At 56.4% G+C, this 13,592-nt stretch carries 11 protein-coding genes and 2 pseudogenes; 5 read left to right on the top strand and 8 right to left on the bottom strand.

The annotated features are described in order from the left end of the window. Nucleotides 1-101: 101 nt before the first annotated feature. A complete protein-coding gene (locus ACOTX3_RS18450) occupies nucleotides 102-665 on the bottom strand; it encodes a recombinase family protein (protein WP_250116805.1) in 564 nt (187 codons plus the stop codon). Between the two features lie 51 nt (nucleotides 666-716). Between ACOTX3_RS18450 and ACOTX3_RS18445 the strand changes: the two are divergent. The 4 genes and pseudogenes from ACOTX3_RS18445 to cmoB form a co-directional block, all read left to right on the top strand. Further along, a pseudogene (locus ACOTX3_RS18445) lies at nucleotides 717-1,064 on the top strand (DUF72 domain-containing protein); the annotation flags it as partial. Between the two features lie 50 nt (nucleotides 1,065-1,114). After that, nucleotides 1,115-1,510, top strand: a complete 396-nt coding sequence (locus ACOTX3_RS18440; RefSeq protein WP_013096077.1) for an MAPEG family protein — start codon at nucleotides 1,115-1,117, stop codon at nucleotides 1,508-1,510. A gap of 40 nt (nucleotides 1,511-1,550) precedes the next feature. Continuing rightward, nucleotides 1,551-2,294, top strand: a complete 744-nt coding sequence (gene cmoA, locus ACOTX3_RS18435; RefSeq protein ID WP_013096076.1) for a carboxy-S-adenosyl-L-methionine synthase CmoA — start codon at nucleotides 1,551-1,553, stop codon at nucleotides 2,292-2,294. Continuing rightward, nucleotides 2,291-3,262: a tRNA 5-methoxyuridine(34)/uridine 5-oxyacetic acid(34) synthase CmoB gene (gene cmoB, locus ACOTX3_RS18430; RefSeq protein WP_058678990.1), complete on the top strand. Its 972-nt coding sequence runs from the start codon at nucleotides 2,291-2,293 to the stop codon at nucleotides 3,260-3,262. Before cmoA ends, cmoB begins: the two co-directional genes overlap by 4 nt. A 262-nt stretch (nucleotides 3,263-3,524) precedes the next feature. On the opposite strand, the gene cutC is transcribed toward cmoB, so the two are convergent. Together cutC and ACOTX3_RS18420 are read right to left on the bottom strand one after the other, a co-directional pair. Next, the gene (gene cutC / locus ACOTX3_RS18425) at nucleotides 3,525-4,268 is read right to left on the bottom strand and encodes a copper homeostasis protein CutC (RefSeq protein WP_047352442.1); all 744 of its coding nucleotides are present in this window, start codon (nucleotides 4,266-4,268) and stop codon (nucleotides 3,525-3,527) included. A gap of 78 nt (nucleotides 4,269-4,346) precedes the next feature. Next, nucleotides 4,347-4,907 (bottom strand): VOC family protein, encoded by a 561-nt coding sequence (locus tag ACOTX3_RS18420; protein ID WP_038419925.1) that lies wholly within the window; start codon nucleotides 4,905-4,907, stop codon nucleotides 4,347-4,349. Between the two features lie 238 nt (nucleotides 4,908-5,145). Between ACOTX3_RS18420 and argS the strand changes: the two genes are divergently transcribed. After that, nucleotides 5,146-6,879 (top strand): arginine--tRNA ligase, encoded by a 1,734-nt coding sequence (gene argS / locus ACOTX3_RS18415; RefSeq protein WP_013096072.1) that lies wholly within the window; start codon nucleotides 5,146-5,148, stop codon nucleotides 6,877-6,879. Between the two features lie 39 nt (nucleotides 6,880-6,918). Here the strand turns inward: argS and ACOTX3_RS18410 are convergent, their stop codons facing one another. From ACOTX3_RS18410 to flhB, 5 genes and pseudogenes are all read right to left on the bottom strand, one after another. Next, complete coding sequence (locus tag ACOTX3_RS18410; RefSeq protein ID WP_058678992.1) at nucleotides 6,919-8,058, bottom strand: glycoside hydrolase family 88/105 protein; 1,140 nt, start codon at nucleotides 8,056-8,058, stop codon at nucleotides 6,919-6,921. A 4-nt stretch (nucleotides 8,059-8,062) separates the two neighbouring features. After that, a pseudogene (locus tag ACOTX3_RS18405) lies at nucleotides 8,063-9,646 on the bottom strand (MFS transporter). 260 nt (nucleotides 9,647-9,906) lie between these two features. After that, the gene (gene flhE / locus ACOTX3_RS18400; protein ID WP_013096068.1) at nucleotides 9,907-10,299 is read right to left on the bottom strand and encodes a flagellar protein FlhE; all 393 of its coding nucleotides are present in this window, start codon (nucleotides 10,297-10,299) and stop codon (nucleotides 9,907-9,909) included. After that, nucleotides 10,299-12,377: a flagellar biosynthesis protein FlhA gene (gene flhA, locus ACOTX3_RS18395; protein ID WP_020687642.1), complete on the bottom strand. Its 2,079-nt coding sequence runs from the start codon at nucleotides 12,375-12,377 to the stop codon at nucleotides 10,299-10,301. Before flhA ends, flhE begins: the two co-directional genes overlap by 1 nt. Then, nucleotides 12,370-13,518 (bottom strand): flagellar biosynthesis protein FlhB, encoded by a 1,149-nt coding sequence (flhB, locus tag ACOTX3_RS18390; protein ID WP_013096066.1) that lies wholly within the window; start codon nucleotides 13,516-13,518, stop codon nucleotides 12,370-12,372. The genes flhA and flhB overlap by 8 nt, the downstream gene beginning before the upstream one ends. Nucleotides 13,519-13,592: the final 74 nt, after the last annotated feature.

Here is a 13,592-nt window from a genome sequence, read left to right as displayed (position 1 = left end):
GATGATCTGTTCGTCGGAAAAACGCTTCTTCATGGGGATGTCCTCATGTGGCTTATGAAGACATTACTAACATCGGGGTGTACTAATCAACGGGGAGCAGGTCAAAAGTGTGAACGGTCTTCAGAGACCTTTAACCATGCTGCACAACGCTTAGACATGATTTCACCTTTAGCAGCCCGTTCCCTCTTAGCAGCCCATACAGACCTTAAACGGGTAGATTTCATCGCTGATTCTTCGTGTGCTCTTTCCATCACCAGCATGGCTTTAATCATGCTCAGTGAATCTTTCAGGCTTTCTTTCGTGTACCACTCGTTATCGACAAGTGTCACCACTTCAACGCCAGCCCTGAGAATCTTTCTAAGCTGCTCCCCTGCTGTGTCGATGTCCTGACGGCTTACCCTGTCCAATGACTCAACTAACAGCACTGAACCCGCTTCAATGTAGCCGGAATCGACAGCGGCTAAGAATTCAGCAAATGCACCTGACTTAGCATTAGCACCAGAGAAGCCGCTAATACCTAAATCTTGAAAGCGTAGTGATTCGTCTAAATAGTAATCAGGGTTGCGTTTCAACCAATCGTTAATGTACTTGCTTTGACGTTTAGTAGAATCACCAACTGATTGAATTTTAGTGGAAAATCGTATGTATGATATTGCTTTTGGCATGAAGTTTATAGCGAGTAATGAAGAGATTGGAGAAGTGTATCATAAGAGGGTCTATTCCTTGACAGTCGTCCTGTTCACAGCGCAATTGCGCATAACGAAGCCATTATTGATGCCCAGCGCAAGAAGCCCAAAGTCCCGGTCCACGCTATCGTAACCGCGCACAATCCGATGGTCCGGTTTATCGGCAGCGACAATATGCAGCAAAATCAGGAGATGTTCGCCGTCTGGCTGCACACGTTAGCGAAATGGGAACAGACCACCACGCCGTATCTCTTTTTACATACGCCGGATATCGCCCAGGCCCCCGAACTGGTCGATACGCTCTGGCAGGCCCTGCAAACCGCGGTTCCGTCGCTCGGCAGCGCGCCGTCCATCCCACAACAATCTTCTCTTTTCTGAGATCACGCCATATCATAGAGACGCCATCTGCCAAAACACAGGGAGTTTGTATGGTCAGCGCGTTGTATGCGGTGCTAGGTGCATTACTGCTGATTAAATTTTCATTTGATGTTGTGCGACTCAGAATGCAGTACCGCGTCTCATACGGCGACGGGGGGTTTTCCGAACTGCAAAGCGCTATCCGTATCCACGGCAACGCGGTTGAGTACATTCCGGTGGCACTCATTTTGCTGCTGTTTATGGAGATGAATGGCGCCGAAACCTGGATGGTACACATTTGTGGCCTGCTGCTGATTGCGGGTCGGTTAATGCATTATTACGGCTTTCACCACCGCTTATTCCGCTGGCGTCGTTCCGGCATGAGCGCGACATGGTGTTCGCTTTTGCTGATGGTGCTGGCTAACCTTTGGTATATGCCGTGGGAGTTGGTTTTCTCCTTCCGTTAGCGCACAATACGCCACTTTATTTTTCCCGGATTTTTACGTTATGTCAGATCGCGACACGCTTTTTTCCGCGCCTATCGCCAGCCTGGGCGACTGGACCTTCGATGAACGGGTAGCCGAAGTCTTCCCGGATATGATCCAGCGCTCTGTTCCCGGTTATTCCAATATTATCTCCATGATCGGCATGCTGGCTGAGCGCTTCGTTCAACCCGGCACGCAGGTGTATGACCTGGGCTGCTCGCTCGGCGCGGCAACGTTGTCGGTACGTCGTAACGTTCATCACGAAGGCTGTAAAATCATTGCCGTCGATAACTCCCCGGCGATGGTTGAACGCTGCCGCCGTCATATTGATGCCTGGAAAGCGGCAACTCCGGTCGAGGTCGTTGAAGGCGACATTCGTGACATCGAAATCCACAACGCCTCGATGGTCGTGCTGAATTTTACCCTGCAGTTCCTGGTGCCCGATGACCGCCAGCGGCTGCTGGACAAAATTTATCAGGGCCTTAACCCCGGTGGCGCGCTGGTGCTGTCTGAGAAATTCAGCTTTGAAGACGCGACCGTCGGCGAACTGCTGTTCAACATGCACCACGATTTCAAACGTGCAAACGGCTACAGCGAGCTGGAGATTAGCCAGAAACGCAGCATGCTGGAAAACGTGATGCTGACGGACTCCGTGGAAACCCATAAAGCGCGTCTGCGCCAGGCAGGCTTTGAGCACAGCGAACTGTGGTTCCAGTGCTTTAACTTTGGCTCCCTGGTGGCGCTGAAAGCTGAGGACGCGGCATGATTGAGTTCGGTAACTTCTATCAGCTGATTGCAAAAAACCATCTCTCCCACTGGCTGGAGACGCTGCCTGCGCAGATTGCCACCTGGCAGCGCGATCAGCAGCATGGGCTGTTGAAGCAGTGGTCAAATGCGGTGGAGTTTCTGCCGAAGCTGACGCCTCACCGTCTGGATCTGCTGCACAGCGTCACGGCAGAAAGCGCAGAGCCGCTGCCCGCCGGGCAGATTAATCGCATCGAAACGCTGATGCGTAACCTGATGCCGTGGCGCAAAGGACCGTTTTCGCTCTACGGGGTGAATATCAATACTGAATGGCGCTCCGACTGGAAATGGGATCGCGTGCTTCCGCACCTCTCCGACCTGACCGGGCGTACCATTCTGGACGTCGGCTGCGGTAGCGGTTACCACATGTGGCGCATGATTGGCGCGGGCGCGCATTTAGCCGTTGGCATCGACCCGATGCAGTTGTTCCTGTGCCAGTTCGAAGCCGTGCGTAAGCTGCTGGGTAACGACCAGCGCGCGCATTTGCTGCCGCTGGGCATTGAGCAACTGCCCGCGCTGAAAGCGTTTGATACCGTCTTCTCCATGGGCGTGCTTTACCACCGCCGTTCCCCGCTGGAGCATTTATGGCAGCTGAAAGATCAGCTGGTCAGCGGCGGCGAACTGGTGCTGGAAACGCTGGTGGTCGAAGGCGATGAAAATACCGTTCTGGTTCCCGGCGATCGTTACGCGCAAATGCGCAACGTCTACTTCATTCCTTCCGCGCTGGCGCTGAAAAACTGGCTGGAGAAGTGCGGGTTTGTGGATGTGCGCATCGCCGACGTCTGCGTGACCTCCATTGAGGAGCAACGCCGCACGGAGTGGATGGTGACCGAATCGCTGGAGCAGTTCCTTGACCCAACCGACCACAGCAAAACCGTTGAAGGCTATCCGGCGCCAATGCGTGCGGTGTTGATTGCCACGAAGCCGTAGCCTTTTAGCCGGGTGGCGGCTGCGCCTTACCCGGCCTGGTCATCGCAGGTTTTCTCCAAAATATTTCAAGTTGCAGCAAGGCGGCAACGCAGCGAATCCCCAGGAGCTTACATCAGTAAGTGACTGGGGGGAGCGAGGCAGCCAACGCAGCTGCGGCTTGAAATATGAAGGAGAAAAAAAGGCCCCTGTGTAATTGGCAGGGGCCTGGTACAAGCAAGCATCATATTGGGCGACATGATGCGCGGTAAAAATCGGTACGTTGCTACACGTGATGACGTTCAATCAGCGATTTCATTTCCGCAACCGACTCTCCATCTACACCGTAGCGTGAGTACTCATCCGCTTCAGCATCCGTCGACATAGACAACCCTGTATTGCGATAACGCATGGGCGACGGTATCCATTTCCCGGCAGAGCTGTGCAGCTCTTCCACCCCGGCGTTTAAAAACAGTTCCAGATTGCTGGCACGGACTCCCGCACCCGCCATTATTATTGGAACACCGGAATGTGCTTTTAGTTCCGTAATTAATTGCAGTCCTTTTTCAGCCGACGACTGCTGGCCCGATGTCAGCACACGCGCCACGCCAAGTTCCGCAAGGGTATCAAAGGCTTGCAATGGGTTTTTACACATATCGAACGCGCGATGAAATGTTACCGCCATCCCCTTTGCGGCCGCCATTACCTGGCGCATACGCGGTACATCGACGTTGCCTTCTTCATCGAGCAGCCCCGTCACCAGCCCCGGGAAACCCAGATCGCGAACAAGGGCGATATCGTCAAGCATGGCATTGAACTCGCCTGCCGTGTAACAAAAATCACCGCCCCGAGGACGAATGATAGGGTGTACCGGAACGGTGACAGCCTGACGGGCAGACTTCAACACACCGTACGAGGGCGTTAACCCCCCTTCTTTCGGTGCCGCGCACAGTTCAATGCGGTCAGCCCCCCGCTGTTGCGCCGTCGCGGCACACTCCACGCTGTAACAGCAAATCTCCAGCAGCGCCATCCACTCCTCCTAAAATTTCGCGTAATGCACCATCATGACACGCCGCTCCCGGCCGGTCTTCGCGTGTCGTCACAACGCTTACTCTTCGCTGGCAACAATCTGTTCTATCGTCCAGGGATGGAACTTCACCGTCACCTGTCCGTCAGTCACGGCCAGCGTCGGGTTCGGTAAACGCTCGCGCTCGCCTTTTGGTGAACTCGTTTTCACAAAGATACCCGGCTTGCTCAACCCCTCATCAGACAGCAGCGCCAGCGCGCGCGCATTCAGCGTTTCGGGCTCGCCAGGCAACACGATTTCGATGTGCTCCCAGCCTTCATGCGGGTAACGTTTTTCTCCCGGCCACGGCAGCTCAACAACGCTAAATTGCCAGTGCGCTACGCAGACCGGCTCATGCAGTTTAAACAGGCAGATAGGACGGCCGTTGATGATGTTCTCAGAGAGCAGTTCCCCGCACTGTTCAAACCCGCGACGCCAGCGCTCGGCGGTGGCGTTCTGATGACAGCGCAAGGAGATGTGATCGGCCTCAAGCGGCGCAATGTCCAGACCAAGACGGGTGGCAAGTTCTGTGAACGCCTGGGTGAAGCGCGGTAAATCTGCGGAAATATCATGCAGTTCGTCAATGGATTGCCAGTTCGCCATAAGTCAGTCTCTTATCGTGTCGCAAAGCCGCTAATTTACTCTGTTGCCCCCTTTTGACCAACCGCGGAATGACGCTTTTTATCACTGCATGATTATGCATGCTTTCTTAGCCTGGATTCTGCGCAATCTTCGCCCCCCGCAATGCTGACGCCAGAAGGCATTTGCAGTATACTCCCGCCCTCATTCTTTAACTGGCGCGGGTGGCAGTCAGCCCGCATCAAAAACGTAAGGTATCCAGGTGAATATTCAGGCTCTTCTCTCAGAAAAAGTCAGTCAGGCACTGATTGCCGCAGGTGCGCCTGCGGATTGCGAACCGCAGGTTCGTCAGTCAGCGAAAGTACAGTTTGGCGACTATCAGGCTAATGGCGTGATGGCAGTGGCTAAAAAACTGGGCATGCCGCCGCGACAACTGGCTGAGCAGGTGCTGACTCATCTGGATCTCACCGGCATTGCCAGCAAAACCGAAATCGCGGGCCCGGGCTTTATCAACATTTTCCTTGAGCCGGCCTTCCTGGCAAGCCACGTTGACGCAGCGCTGAAATCTGACCGTCTGGGCGTAGCCCAGCCAGAGCCACAGACCGTGGTGATTGACTACTCCGCGCCAAACGTCGCGAAAGAGATGCACGTTGGCCACCTGCGATCCACCATCATCGGTGACGCGGCAGTACGCACCCTTGAGTTCCTCGGTCACAAGGTGATCCGCGCGAACCACGTGGGCGACTGGGGTACCCAGTTCGGTATGCTGATTGCTTACCTGGAAAAACAGCAGCAGGAAAACGCGGGTGAAATGGCGCTGGCGGACCTGGAAGGGTTCTACCGTGAAGCCAAAAAACACTACGACGAAGATGAAGCCTTCGCCGAGCGCGCGCGTAGCTATGTGGTGAAACTGCAGGGCGGCGACCCGTACTTCCTGGAGATGTGGCGCAAGCTGGTGGACATCACCATGTCCCAGAATCAGCTCACCTATAACCGTCTGAACGTCACCCTGACCCGCGACGACGTGATGGGTGAAAGCCTCTATAACCCAATGCTGCCGGGCATTGTGGCCGACCTGAAGGCCAAACATCTGGCGGTTGAGAGCGAAGGCGCAACGGTCGTATTCCTTGATGAGTACAAAAACAAGGAAGGCGAACCGATGGGCGTGATCATCCAGAAAAAGGATGGCGGCTACCTCTACACCACCACCGATATCGCCTGTGCGAAGTACCGTTACGAAACGCTGCATGCTGACCGCGTGCTGTACTACATCGACTCCCGTCAGCACCAGCACCTGATGCAGGCGTGGACTATCGTGCGTAAAGCCGGTTATGTTCCCGATTGCGTGCCGCTGGAACACCACATGTTCGGCATGATGCTGGGTAAAGACGGCAAGCCGTTCAAAACCCGTGCGGGCGGTACGGTGAAGCTGTCCGACCTGCTGGATGAAGCGCTGGAACGCGCCCGTCGCCTGGTGGCAGAGAAGAACCCGGATATGCCGGCCGAGGAGCTGGAAAAACTGGCGAACGCCGTGGGTATCGGTGCGGTGAAATACGCGGATCTCTCCAAGAACCGTACCACCGACTATATCTTCGACTGGGACAACATGCTGGCGTTTGAAGGTAACACCGCGCCGTACATGCAGTATGCCTACACCCGCGTGCTCTCGGTGTTCCGTAAAGCGAATATCGATGAAAGCGTGCTGGCGAATGCGACCGTCACCATTACCGAAGATCGCGAAGCCCAGCTGGCGGCCCGTCTGCTGCAGTTTGAAGAGACGCTGTCCGTGGTTGCACGCGACGGTACGCCGCACGTGATGTGTGCTTACCTGTACGATCTGGCCGGTCTGTTCTCCGGCTTCTACGAGCACTGCCCTATTCTGTCTGCGGAAAATGAATCGGTCCGCAACAGCCGCCTGAAGCTGGCGCAGCTGACGGCGAAGACCCTGAAGCTGGGTCTGGATACCCTGGGTATCGAAACCGTAGAACGTATGTAATACAAAAAACCCGGCCATCATCGCCGGGTTTTTTTATGATCAGAAGTACTTCCGCAAATACTCCGTCAAGCAGAGGATCGCCATTGCCTGACCGTACGGCATCGACGTCAGCGGGATCTGGCGGTAAAACTCCAGATCGCTCCCCATCCCGGTTCCGAACGACGTTTGCAGCAGTTCCCCTTCCGGCGAGATGTTTTTCACAATCCCTCTGATGGCTTTCTCCGCGACCTCAGCGTATTCCGCCGCCACATAGCGTTTACGCACGGCCTTAAGTATACCGTAGGCAAAGCCTGCCGTGGCCGACGCCTCCAGGTATGAGTCTGGGTCGTCGAGCAGCGTATGCCACAGGCCACTGTCGTCCTGACATGTCGCCAGCGCGGCAATCTGCGCATTGGAAACCTGCGTCAGATAACGGCGCACGGCGTTGTTTTCCGGCAGATCGACCAGTTCGAGGAAGTCCGGGATCACAATGGTGAGCCAGCTGTTGCCACGCGCCCAGCGGGCATGGGCAAAGTTATGGTTGCCGTCATAGTTCCAGCCGTGGAACCACAGCCCGGTCTCCCGGTCCATCAGGTTCTGCACGTGCAGCAGGAACTGGTACACGGCCTCCTCAACGTATTCCGGTTTGTTCAGCAGCTTGCCAATTTTGGCCAGCGGCAGGACCGTCATCATCAGCGTGTCATCCCACATCTGCTGCGCGTTCTCTTCCGCCAGGGTAATGTGCTGCATGCCGCCGTGTTCGGTACGCGGCATCTCATGCATCGCCCACTCCGCCCAGCTCTCCAGCCACGGCAGCCAGGCCGGATTTCGGGTCTCTTCATAGCGGTACGCCAGCGTCAGGAACGGCGACATGGTATTCACGTTTTTGGTGGTTGCCCCTTCCGCAAAACGGTCCGCAAACCAGCTGTCGATAATGTCGCGCATTCCGTCGTCGCCGGTCAGGCAGTAGTACTGCCAGATACCGTACAACCCGACGCCGTGCGTCCACTCCCACCCTGCCCAGCCTTTGGTATCTATGACGCGCCCGTCGTCCAGCCGCAGCAAAAATTCACCCGTTTTGTCGTGGATATTGACCAGGTTATGCGTCACCTTCTGAATCAGCGATTTCAGCTCGTCCCTGGCGATAAAACGCTCTGGCTGACGCAGCAAGGGGCTATGTTTGACAGGCCAAATTTTCATCATCTTAACCTCTGTTGTATGTCGAATTCAGTACCGCACGTCCCTTCAGCGAAGGAGCCGCTGGTTTATTGCGATTGAGATAACCAATGTTGTTATTCCCCCACAAGGATTCGAACGGCATACCGGCCAGCATTTCTACGGTGGCGCGGGCGTGCGGGCTGGCCGCTTCAGGCATGGCGCGGCCCGATTCGCGCATTTTCGCGGTCTCTTCGCGCAGCGTGCTGTGGGTTTGTAGATTGAGCCTGAAGCGCAGGGAAACCAGGAAACCGCAGAACAGCACCAGGAGGGTTCCCACGCTCAAAATCAGCAGAATGGTGTGGCTGACTTCAGCAGGCTGGGTTTTCTGACCGCTGACAAAGCCGGACATCTGCATCACGATGCCCACCAGCATTACCGCACCGGCCTGAGACGCTTTTCGGGTCAACGTCATGATACCGGCGAAGATGCCCTCACGACGCTGGCCGGTGATCACCTCGTCCACGTCAGCAATGTAGGTATAGGTGTTCCACGGCACATAGTTGATACCGCCGCGACCGAGACCGGCAACCGCGGAGATAAGCAGCAGCAGAGCGTAAACGTCGCTCAGTCCGGCATAATACAGCACGGCGTAAGAGAGAGAGGCCAGGCCAAACAGCACCACCACCATGCGGTAAGACGGCGCAGGCCCAAAGCGAATGCACAGCGGGATCATCCCAATCACGGCAAGGAACTGGAAGATGGCCATCGTGCCCAGCAGGTTCGACGCCATTGACGCCTCCTGCATCAGCACAAACACCACGTAATAGGTAAAGACGGCGTTGAAGACGTCCTGCGCAATGTAGCCGCCGAGGTACATGCCCAGGTGCTGACGGAAAATCTTGATGCGCAGCGTCGAGCTTAACTCCACAAACAGGCGGTTCAGGCTCTGGCCCAGGGTCAGTTTTTTCTTCTCTTCTTCCGCGCGCAGGGCCGCTTCGGACCACTCCTCTCGCGGGCGCTCCCAGGTGAAGAACCAGACAAAGGTCAGCATCAGCGCGCACAGCACCGAGAAGACCAGGCTTGCGTAGAAGAAAGAGATCGCGTTGTCTTTACCAAAGTGGGTCAGCAGGATCCCTGGCAGGAACGAAGCCAGGATAGCGGACATCTGCGCCATCGAAATACGCGCACCGGAGAATTTCGTTTTCTGTTTAAAGTCATCGGTCATCTCCGGGACCAGCGTTTCATACGGCACCAGAATCATGGTGTAGACGATATCGAAGACCAGATAGGTCAGCAGGTAGTACCAGAAATTCATCTCCCCAACCCACATCAGGGAGTAGCTGAAGACGCAGGGAATGCCGAGCAGAATAAAGAATTTGCGACGGCCAAAGCGTTTGCCCAGCTAGGTGGTGCCAAAGTTATCGGTTAAAAAGCCCATTAGCGGGCTGACCACCGCGTCCAGCACCCTTGCAGCAGCAAAAATAAAGGTCGCTTCAATCGGTGTGAGTCCACAGAAGGTCGTATAAAAATACAAAAGCCAGGCCGCCGTCAGCGCGGTCGTTCCCGCGCCGAGGAAATCCCCTGCCCCGTATGCAAGATAGTTTGCGAGTCCAATTTTTCGTGTTTTCATTGCCGTCAACCCTAATCAGTTTTAGGAGACCCCCTGTAAGCAAACCTCGTCCGGGAGTTTTTACACGGCTACAGTAGAATTAACGCACTGTGGAAACCTTTCTGTTTCTGCCATCACACCGCAAAGGCTGGCAAAAATGCAAAGAGTGTCATTACGTGCATCACTGATTTATAAAACAGCGTTTCTATTACTTCAAAAGGCGAGGTCATTTTTGCGAGCCCGCTATCATAATCACTGATAACGGGCGTTGAGGCAGGCAACTAGCGGTAGTTAACGATAACGGAATTACTCTGCACCTTGAGCGCCGGGATCAACCGCCCGCCGCCCGGCACTTCCCAGATAAAGCGTAAAGGTTCTATAGCAGGTACGCCGTTAAACGCCTGGGTAGTGCCGCTCTCTCCGTCAATTTCCGTGCAACGGCTCTGGGAGCACAGACGCACCTGCAACCCGGCAGGCGTCGGGCCAATCAGCGAATAGTTCCACACCACCAGGCTCATCTGACCGGACACCGGTTCAGAAGGCGCCAGCGGGCGCGACGACATCGCCACGCCACGGTTGCTGAGGGTCACGCCGATGCTGCTGGCCTGCCAGCTCCCTTCGCCCGCGGCCTGCGCCACCAGCGGGAAGAGTAATAGCCCTAACCACTTACGCATTATTTACCTCCAATCGTCGCCGTCATACGAATATGGCGATTATCAGACAGCTCCAGATTCGACAGCACCACCAGCTGGTTCAGGCTACGGCGCAGGAAGCGTGACAGCAGCGGACGCAGCGCATGGTTTACCAGTAGCACCGGCGGTGCCCCCAGCATCTCCTGACGCGCCAGCGCCTCCTGTGTTTGCGCCAGCAGACGGTCCGCCAGACCCGGCTCCAGCCCGCCACCGCCCTGCAGGGCCTGCAACAGCAGACGTTCCAGCGGCGTATCCAGGCCAATCACCTGCACTTCGCCGGTGCCCGGGAACCACTGCTGGGTGATCGCGCGGCCCAGCGCCACGCGCACCACCGCCGTCAGCTCATGCGGATCGCTTTGCAGCGGCGCGTGCTCGGCAAGGGTTTCCAGAATGGTGCGCATATCGCGGATCGGCACTTTTTCATCAAGCAGGTTTTGCAGCACCTTATGCAGCGTGGTCAACGTCAGCACGCCCGGCACCAGATCCTCCGTCAGCTTCGGCATCTCCTGGCTCACGCGGTCAAGTAACTGCTGTGCTTCCTGACGGCCAAACAGCTCTGCTGAGAACTGTCCAATCAGGTGGTTAAGATGGGTAGCCACCACGGTACTGGCCTCCACCACGGTATACCCCTGAATTTGCGCCTGCTCTTTGAGCGCGCTTTCAATCCAGATAGCGGCCAGACCAAACGCGGGATCGATGGTCTGTTCACCCGGCAGCGTACCGGCGGCTGTGCCCGGGTTAATCGCCAGCCAGCGGCCTGGATACGCATCGCCGCTGCCAATCTCTACCCCTTTCATCAGAATACGGTAGCGGGCAGGCGGAAGATCCATGTTGTCGCGGATGTGCACAACCGGCGGCAGGAAACCCATATCCTGGGCGAACTTTTTCCGGATACTGCGGATGCGGCCAAGCAGTTCGCCATCCTGCTGGAAATCGACCATCGGGATCAGACGGTAACCCACTTCCATCCCCAGCGAATCTTCCAGCTGAACGTCGTTCCAGGTGGCTTCCACGGCCTGCGTGTTCTCCGGCATTTTTACCGGTACAGGTTCTGCCGCGGGTTTCATTTCACGGCCACGCATCCACCAGGCAAGGCCCAGCAGTGCTGCCGTGAACAGCAGGAAAACCAGGTTCGGCATGCCCGGCACCAGGCCGAGCAGACCCAGCACCGCCGCCGCCAGCAGCATGACGCGCGGGTTGCTGAACAGCTGGCCAACCATCTGCTCGCCAACGTCCTGATCGGTACTGACGCGGGTAACGATAACGCCCGCAGCGGTAGAAATGACCAGCGCCGGGATCTGGGCAACCAGACCGTCACCAATGGTCAGCAGCGTATAGCTTTCAGCCGCCTGGCCCATGCCCATGCCATGCTGCAGCACCCCAACAAGCAGGCCACCCACCACGTTAATCACCATGATGAGAATGCCCGCGATGGCGTCACCGCGCACAAACTTACTCGCACCGTCCATTGAGCCGTAGAAGTCCGCTTCCTGGGTCACTTCCGCACGGCGTTTTTTCGCTTCATCTTCCGCGATAAGCCCGGCGTTAAGGTCGGCGTCGATCGCCATCTGCTTACCCGGCATCCCGTCCAGCACAAAGCGCGCACCCACTTCCGCAATACGCCCTGCACCTTTGGTGATAACCATAAAGTTGATGATAACGAGAATGACAAACACCACGATACCGATGGCAAAGTTACCGCCCACGAGGAAGTGGCCAAAGGCCTCAACCACTTTACCCGCCGCTGCCGCGCCGGTGTGGCCTTCCATCAGGATGATACGCGTGGACGCCACGTTCAGCGCCAGTCGTAACAGGGTGGTAAACAGCAGGATGGTCGGAAACGCCGCAAACTCAAGGGTACGCTGGGTGAACATCGCCACCAGCAACACCATGATGGACAACGCAATGTTGAAAGTGAAAAGCAGGTCGAGGATGAATGCCGGCAGCGGCAATACCATCATCGACAGGATTAGCAGGATGAGGATCGGCCCGGCAAGGATTTGCCATTGGGTCGATTTCAGGTTGCCGGGCAGGCGCAACATTGCCACCAGATTAGCCATCAGTGTCCTTCTCGTTCATAAAATCCAGCGCAGCAGGCACCGGAAGGTTCTCAGGTTTGACAGGTCGTTGACCGCCAGCCAGACGCCAGCGTTTCAACTGCCATACCCAGGCCAGCACTTCCGCCACGGCGGCGTAGAGTTGTCCTGGGATCTGTTGTCCAATTTCCGCGTGGCGGTACAACGCACGCGCCAGCGGCGGCGCTTCCAGTATTGGCACCCGGTTTTCCGTGCCAATCTCGCGGATGCGCAGGGCGATTAAGCCCGCCCCCTTCGCCACCACTTTCGGCGCGCTCATTTTGTTTTCGTCGTACTGCAGCGCAACGGAATAGTGGGTCGGGTTGGTGACAATAACGTCGGCTTTCGGCACATCTTCCATCATCCGTCGACGGGCGGCGGCGCGCTGCATCTGGCGGATACGCCCTTTCACGTGCGGGTCACCTTCCATCTGCTTATATTCGTCACGGATATCCTGACGGGACATGCGCAGTTTTTTGAAGTGGCTGTACAGCTGGAAGATGACGTCGAACCCCACCATCGGAATAATGCTGAGGACCACCAGCAGCGCGCAGAGTCCGACCAGATTCAGCGCATTGCTCATCGCGGTCAGAGGCGACTCGCTGATAAGCCGCATCATTTCCGGCCAGTTGTGCCACAGGTAAAACCCCGCGGCACTGCCCATCAGCGCCGCTTTGAGGATGGCTTTAAGCAATTCTGCCCCGGTCTGTGCGGAGAACATTTTCGCGATGCCGGACAGCGGGTTCAGTTTGGAAAATTTTGGTTGCAGCGATTTGGTGCTAAAGACCAGACCGCCAAGCATCACCGGCGAGATCAGCGCGACCAGCACCACCCCGGTAATCAGGGGCAGCAGTGCAACCATGGCCCCTTTAATAAGCTGAATAATCTGGCTGAGGATAAGGTTTGGGTCGTTGACCATACTGTGGTCGAAACGTAATCCGGCAGAGAGCATCCCCGCCAGTTTTCGGGCGAGCGACTCCCCACCCCACCAGATGATGCACACACCCACAATAAGTATCAGCAGGGATGTCAGCTCTCGGGATCGGGGGATCTGCCCTTCCTCACGCGCTTTTTCAAGTCGGTGGGGTGTGGGGGCTTCTGTTTTGTCGTCGTTCTCTTCTGCCACAGTGCATGCTCAGCCCATTACGTCACGGGTATCATGCCAGCGCAGAGGAAATCCAATGGCGGGAAAAGCCCGTT

It is taken from the genome of Enterobacter cloacae complex sp. IR5384, assembly GCF_049237265.1.
In the GTDB taxonomy this organism is placed as follows: Bacteria; Pseudomonadota; Gammaproteobacteria; order Enterobacterales; family Enterobacteriaceae; genus Enterobacter; species Enterobacter cloacae.
The sequence above is the reverse complement of the archived record's forward strand: the minus strand, read 5'-3'. Positions and strand labels throughout refer to the sequence as shown.

Coding starts and splice junctions, on each gene's coding strand:
- ACOTX3_RS18450 (WP_250116805.1), bottom strand. CDS start 665: ATGCCAAAAGCAATATCATACATACGATTTTCCACTAAAATTCAATCA.
- ACOTX3_RS18440 (WP_013096077.1), top strand. CDS start 1,115: ATGGTCAGCGCGTTGTATGCGGTGCTAGGTGCATTACTGCTGATTAAA.
- cmoA (WP_013096076.1), top strand. CDS start 1,551: ATGTCAGATCGCGACACGCTTTTTTCCGCGCCTATCGCCAGCCTGGGC.
- cmoB (WP_058678990.1), top strand. CDS start 2,291: ATGATTGAGTTCGGTAACTTCTATCAGCTGATTGCAAAAAACCATCTC.
- cutC (WP_047352442.1), bottom strand. CDS start 4,268: ATGGCGCTGCTGGAGATTTGCTGTTACAGCGTGGAGTGTGCCGCGACG.
- ACOTX3_RS18420 (WP_038419925.1), bottom strand. CDS start 4,907: ATGGCGAACTGGCAATCCATTGACGAACTGCATGATATTTCCGCAGAT.
- ACOTX3_RS18410 (WP_058678992.1), bottom strand. CDS start 8,058: ATGAAAATTTGGCCTGTCAAACATAGCCCCTTGCTGCGTCAGCCAGAG.
- flhE (WP_013096068.1), bottom strand. CDS start 10,299: ATGCGTAAGTGGTTAGGGCTATTACTCTTCCCGCTGGTGGCGCAGGCC.
- flhA (WP_020687642.1), bottom strand. CDS start 12,377: ATGGCTAATCTGGTGGCAATGTTGCGCCTGCCCGGCAACCTGAAATCG.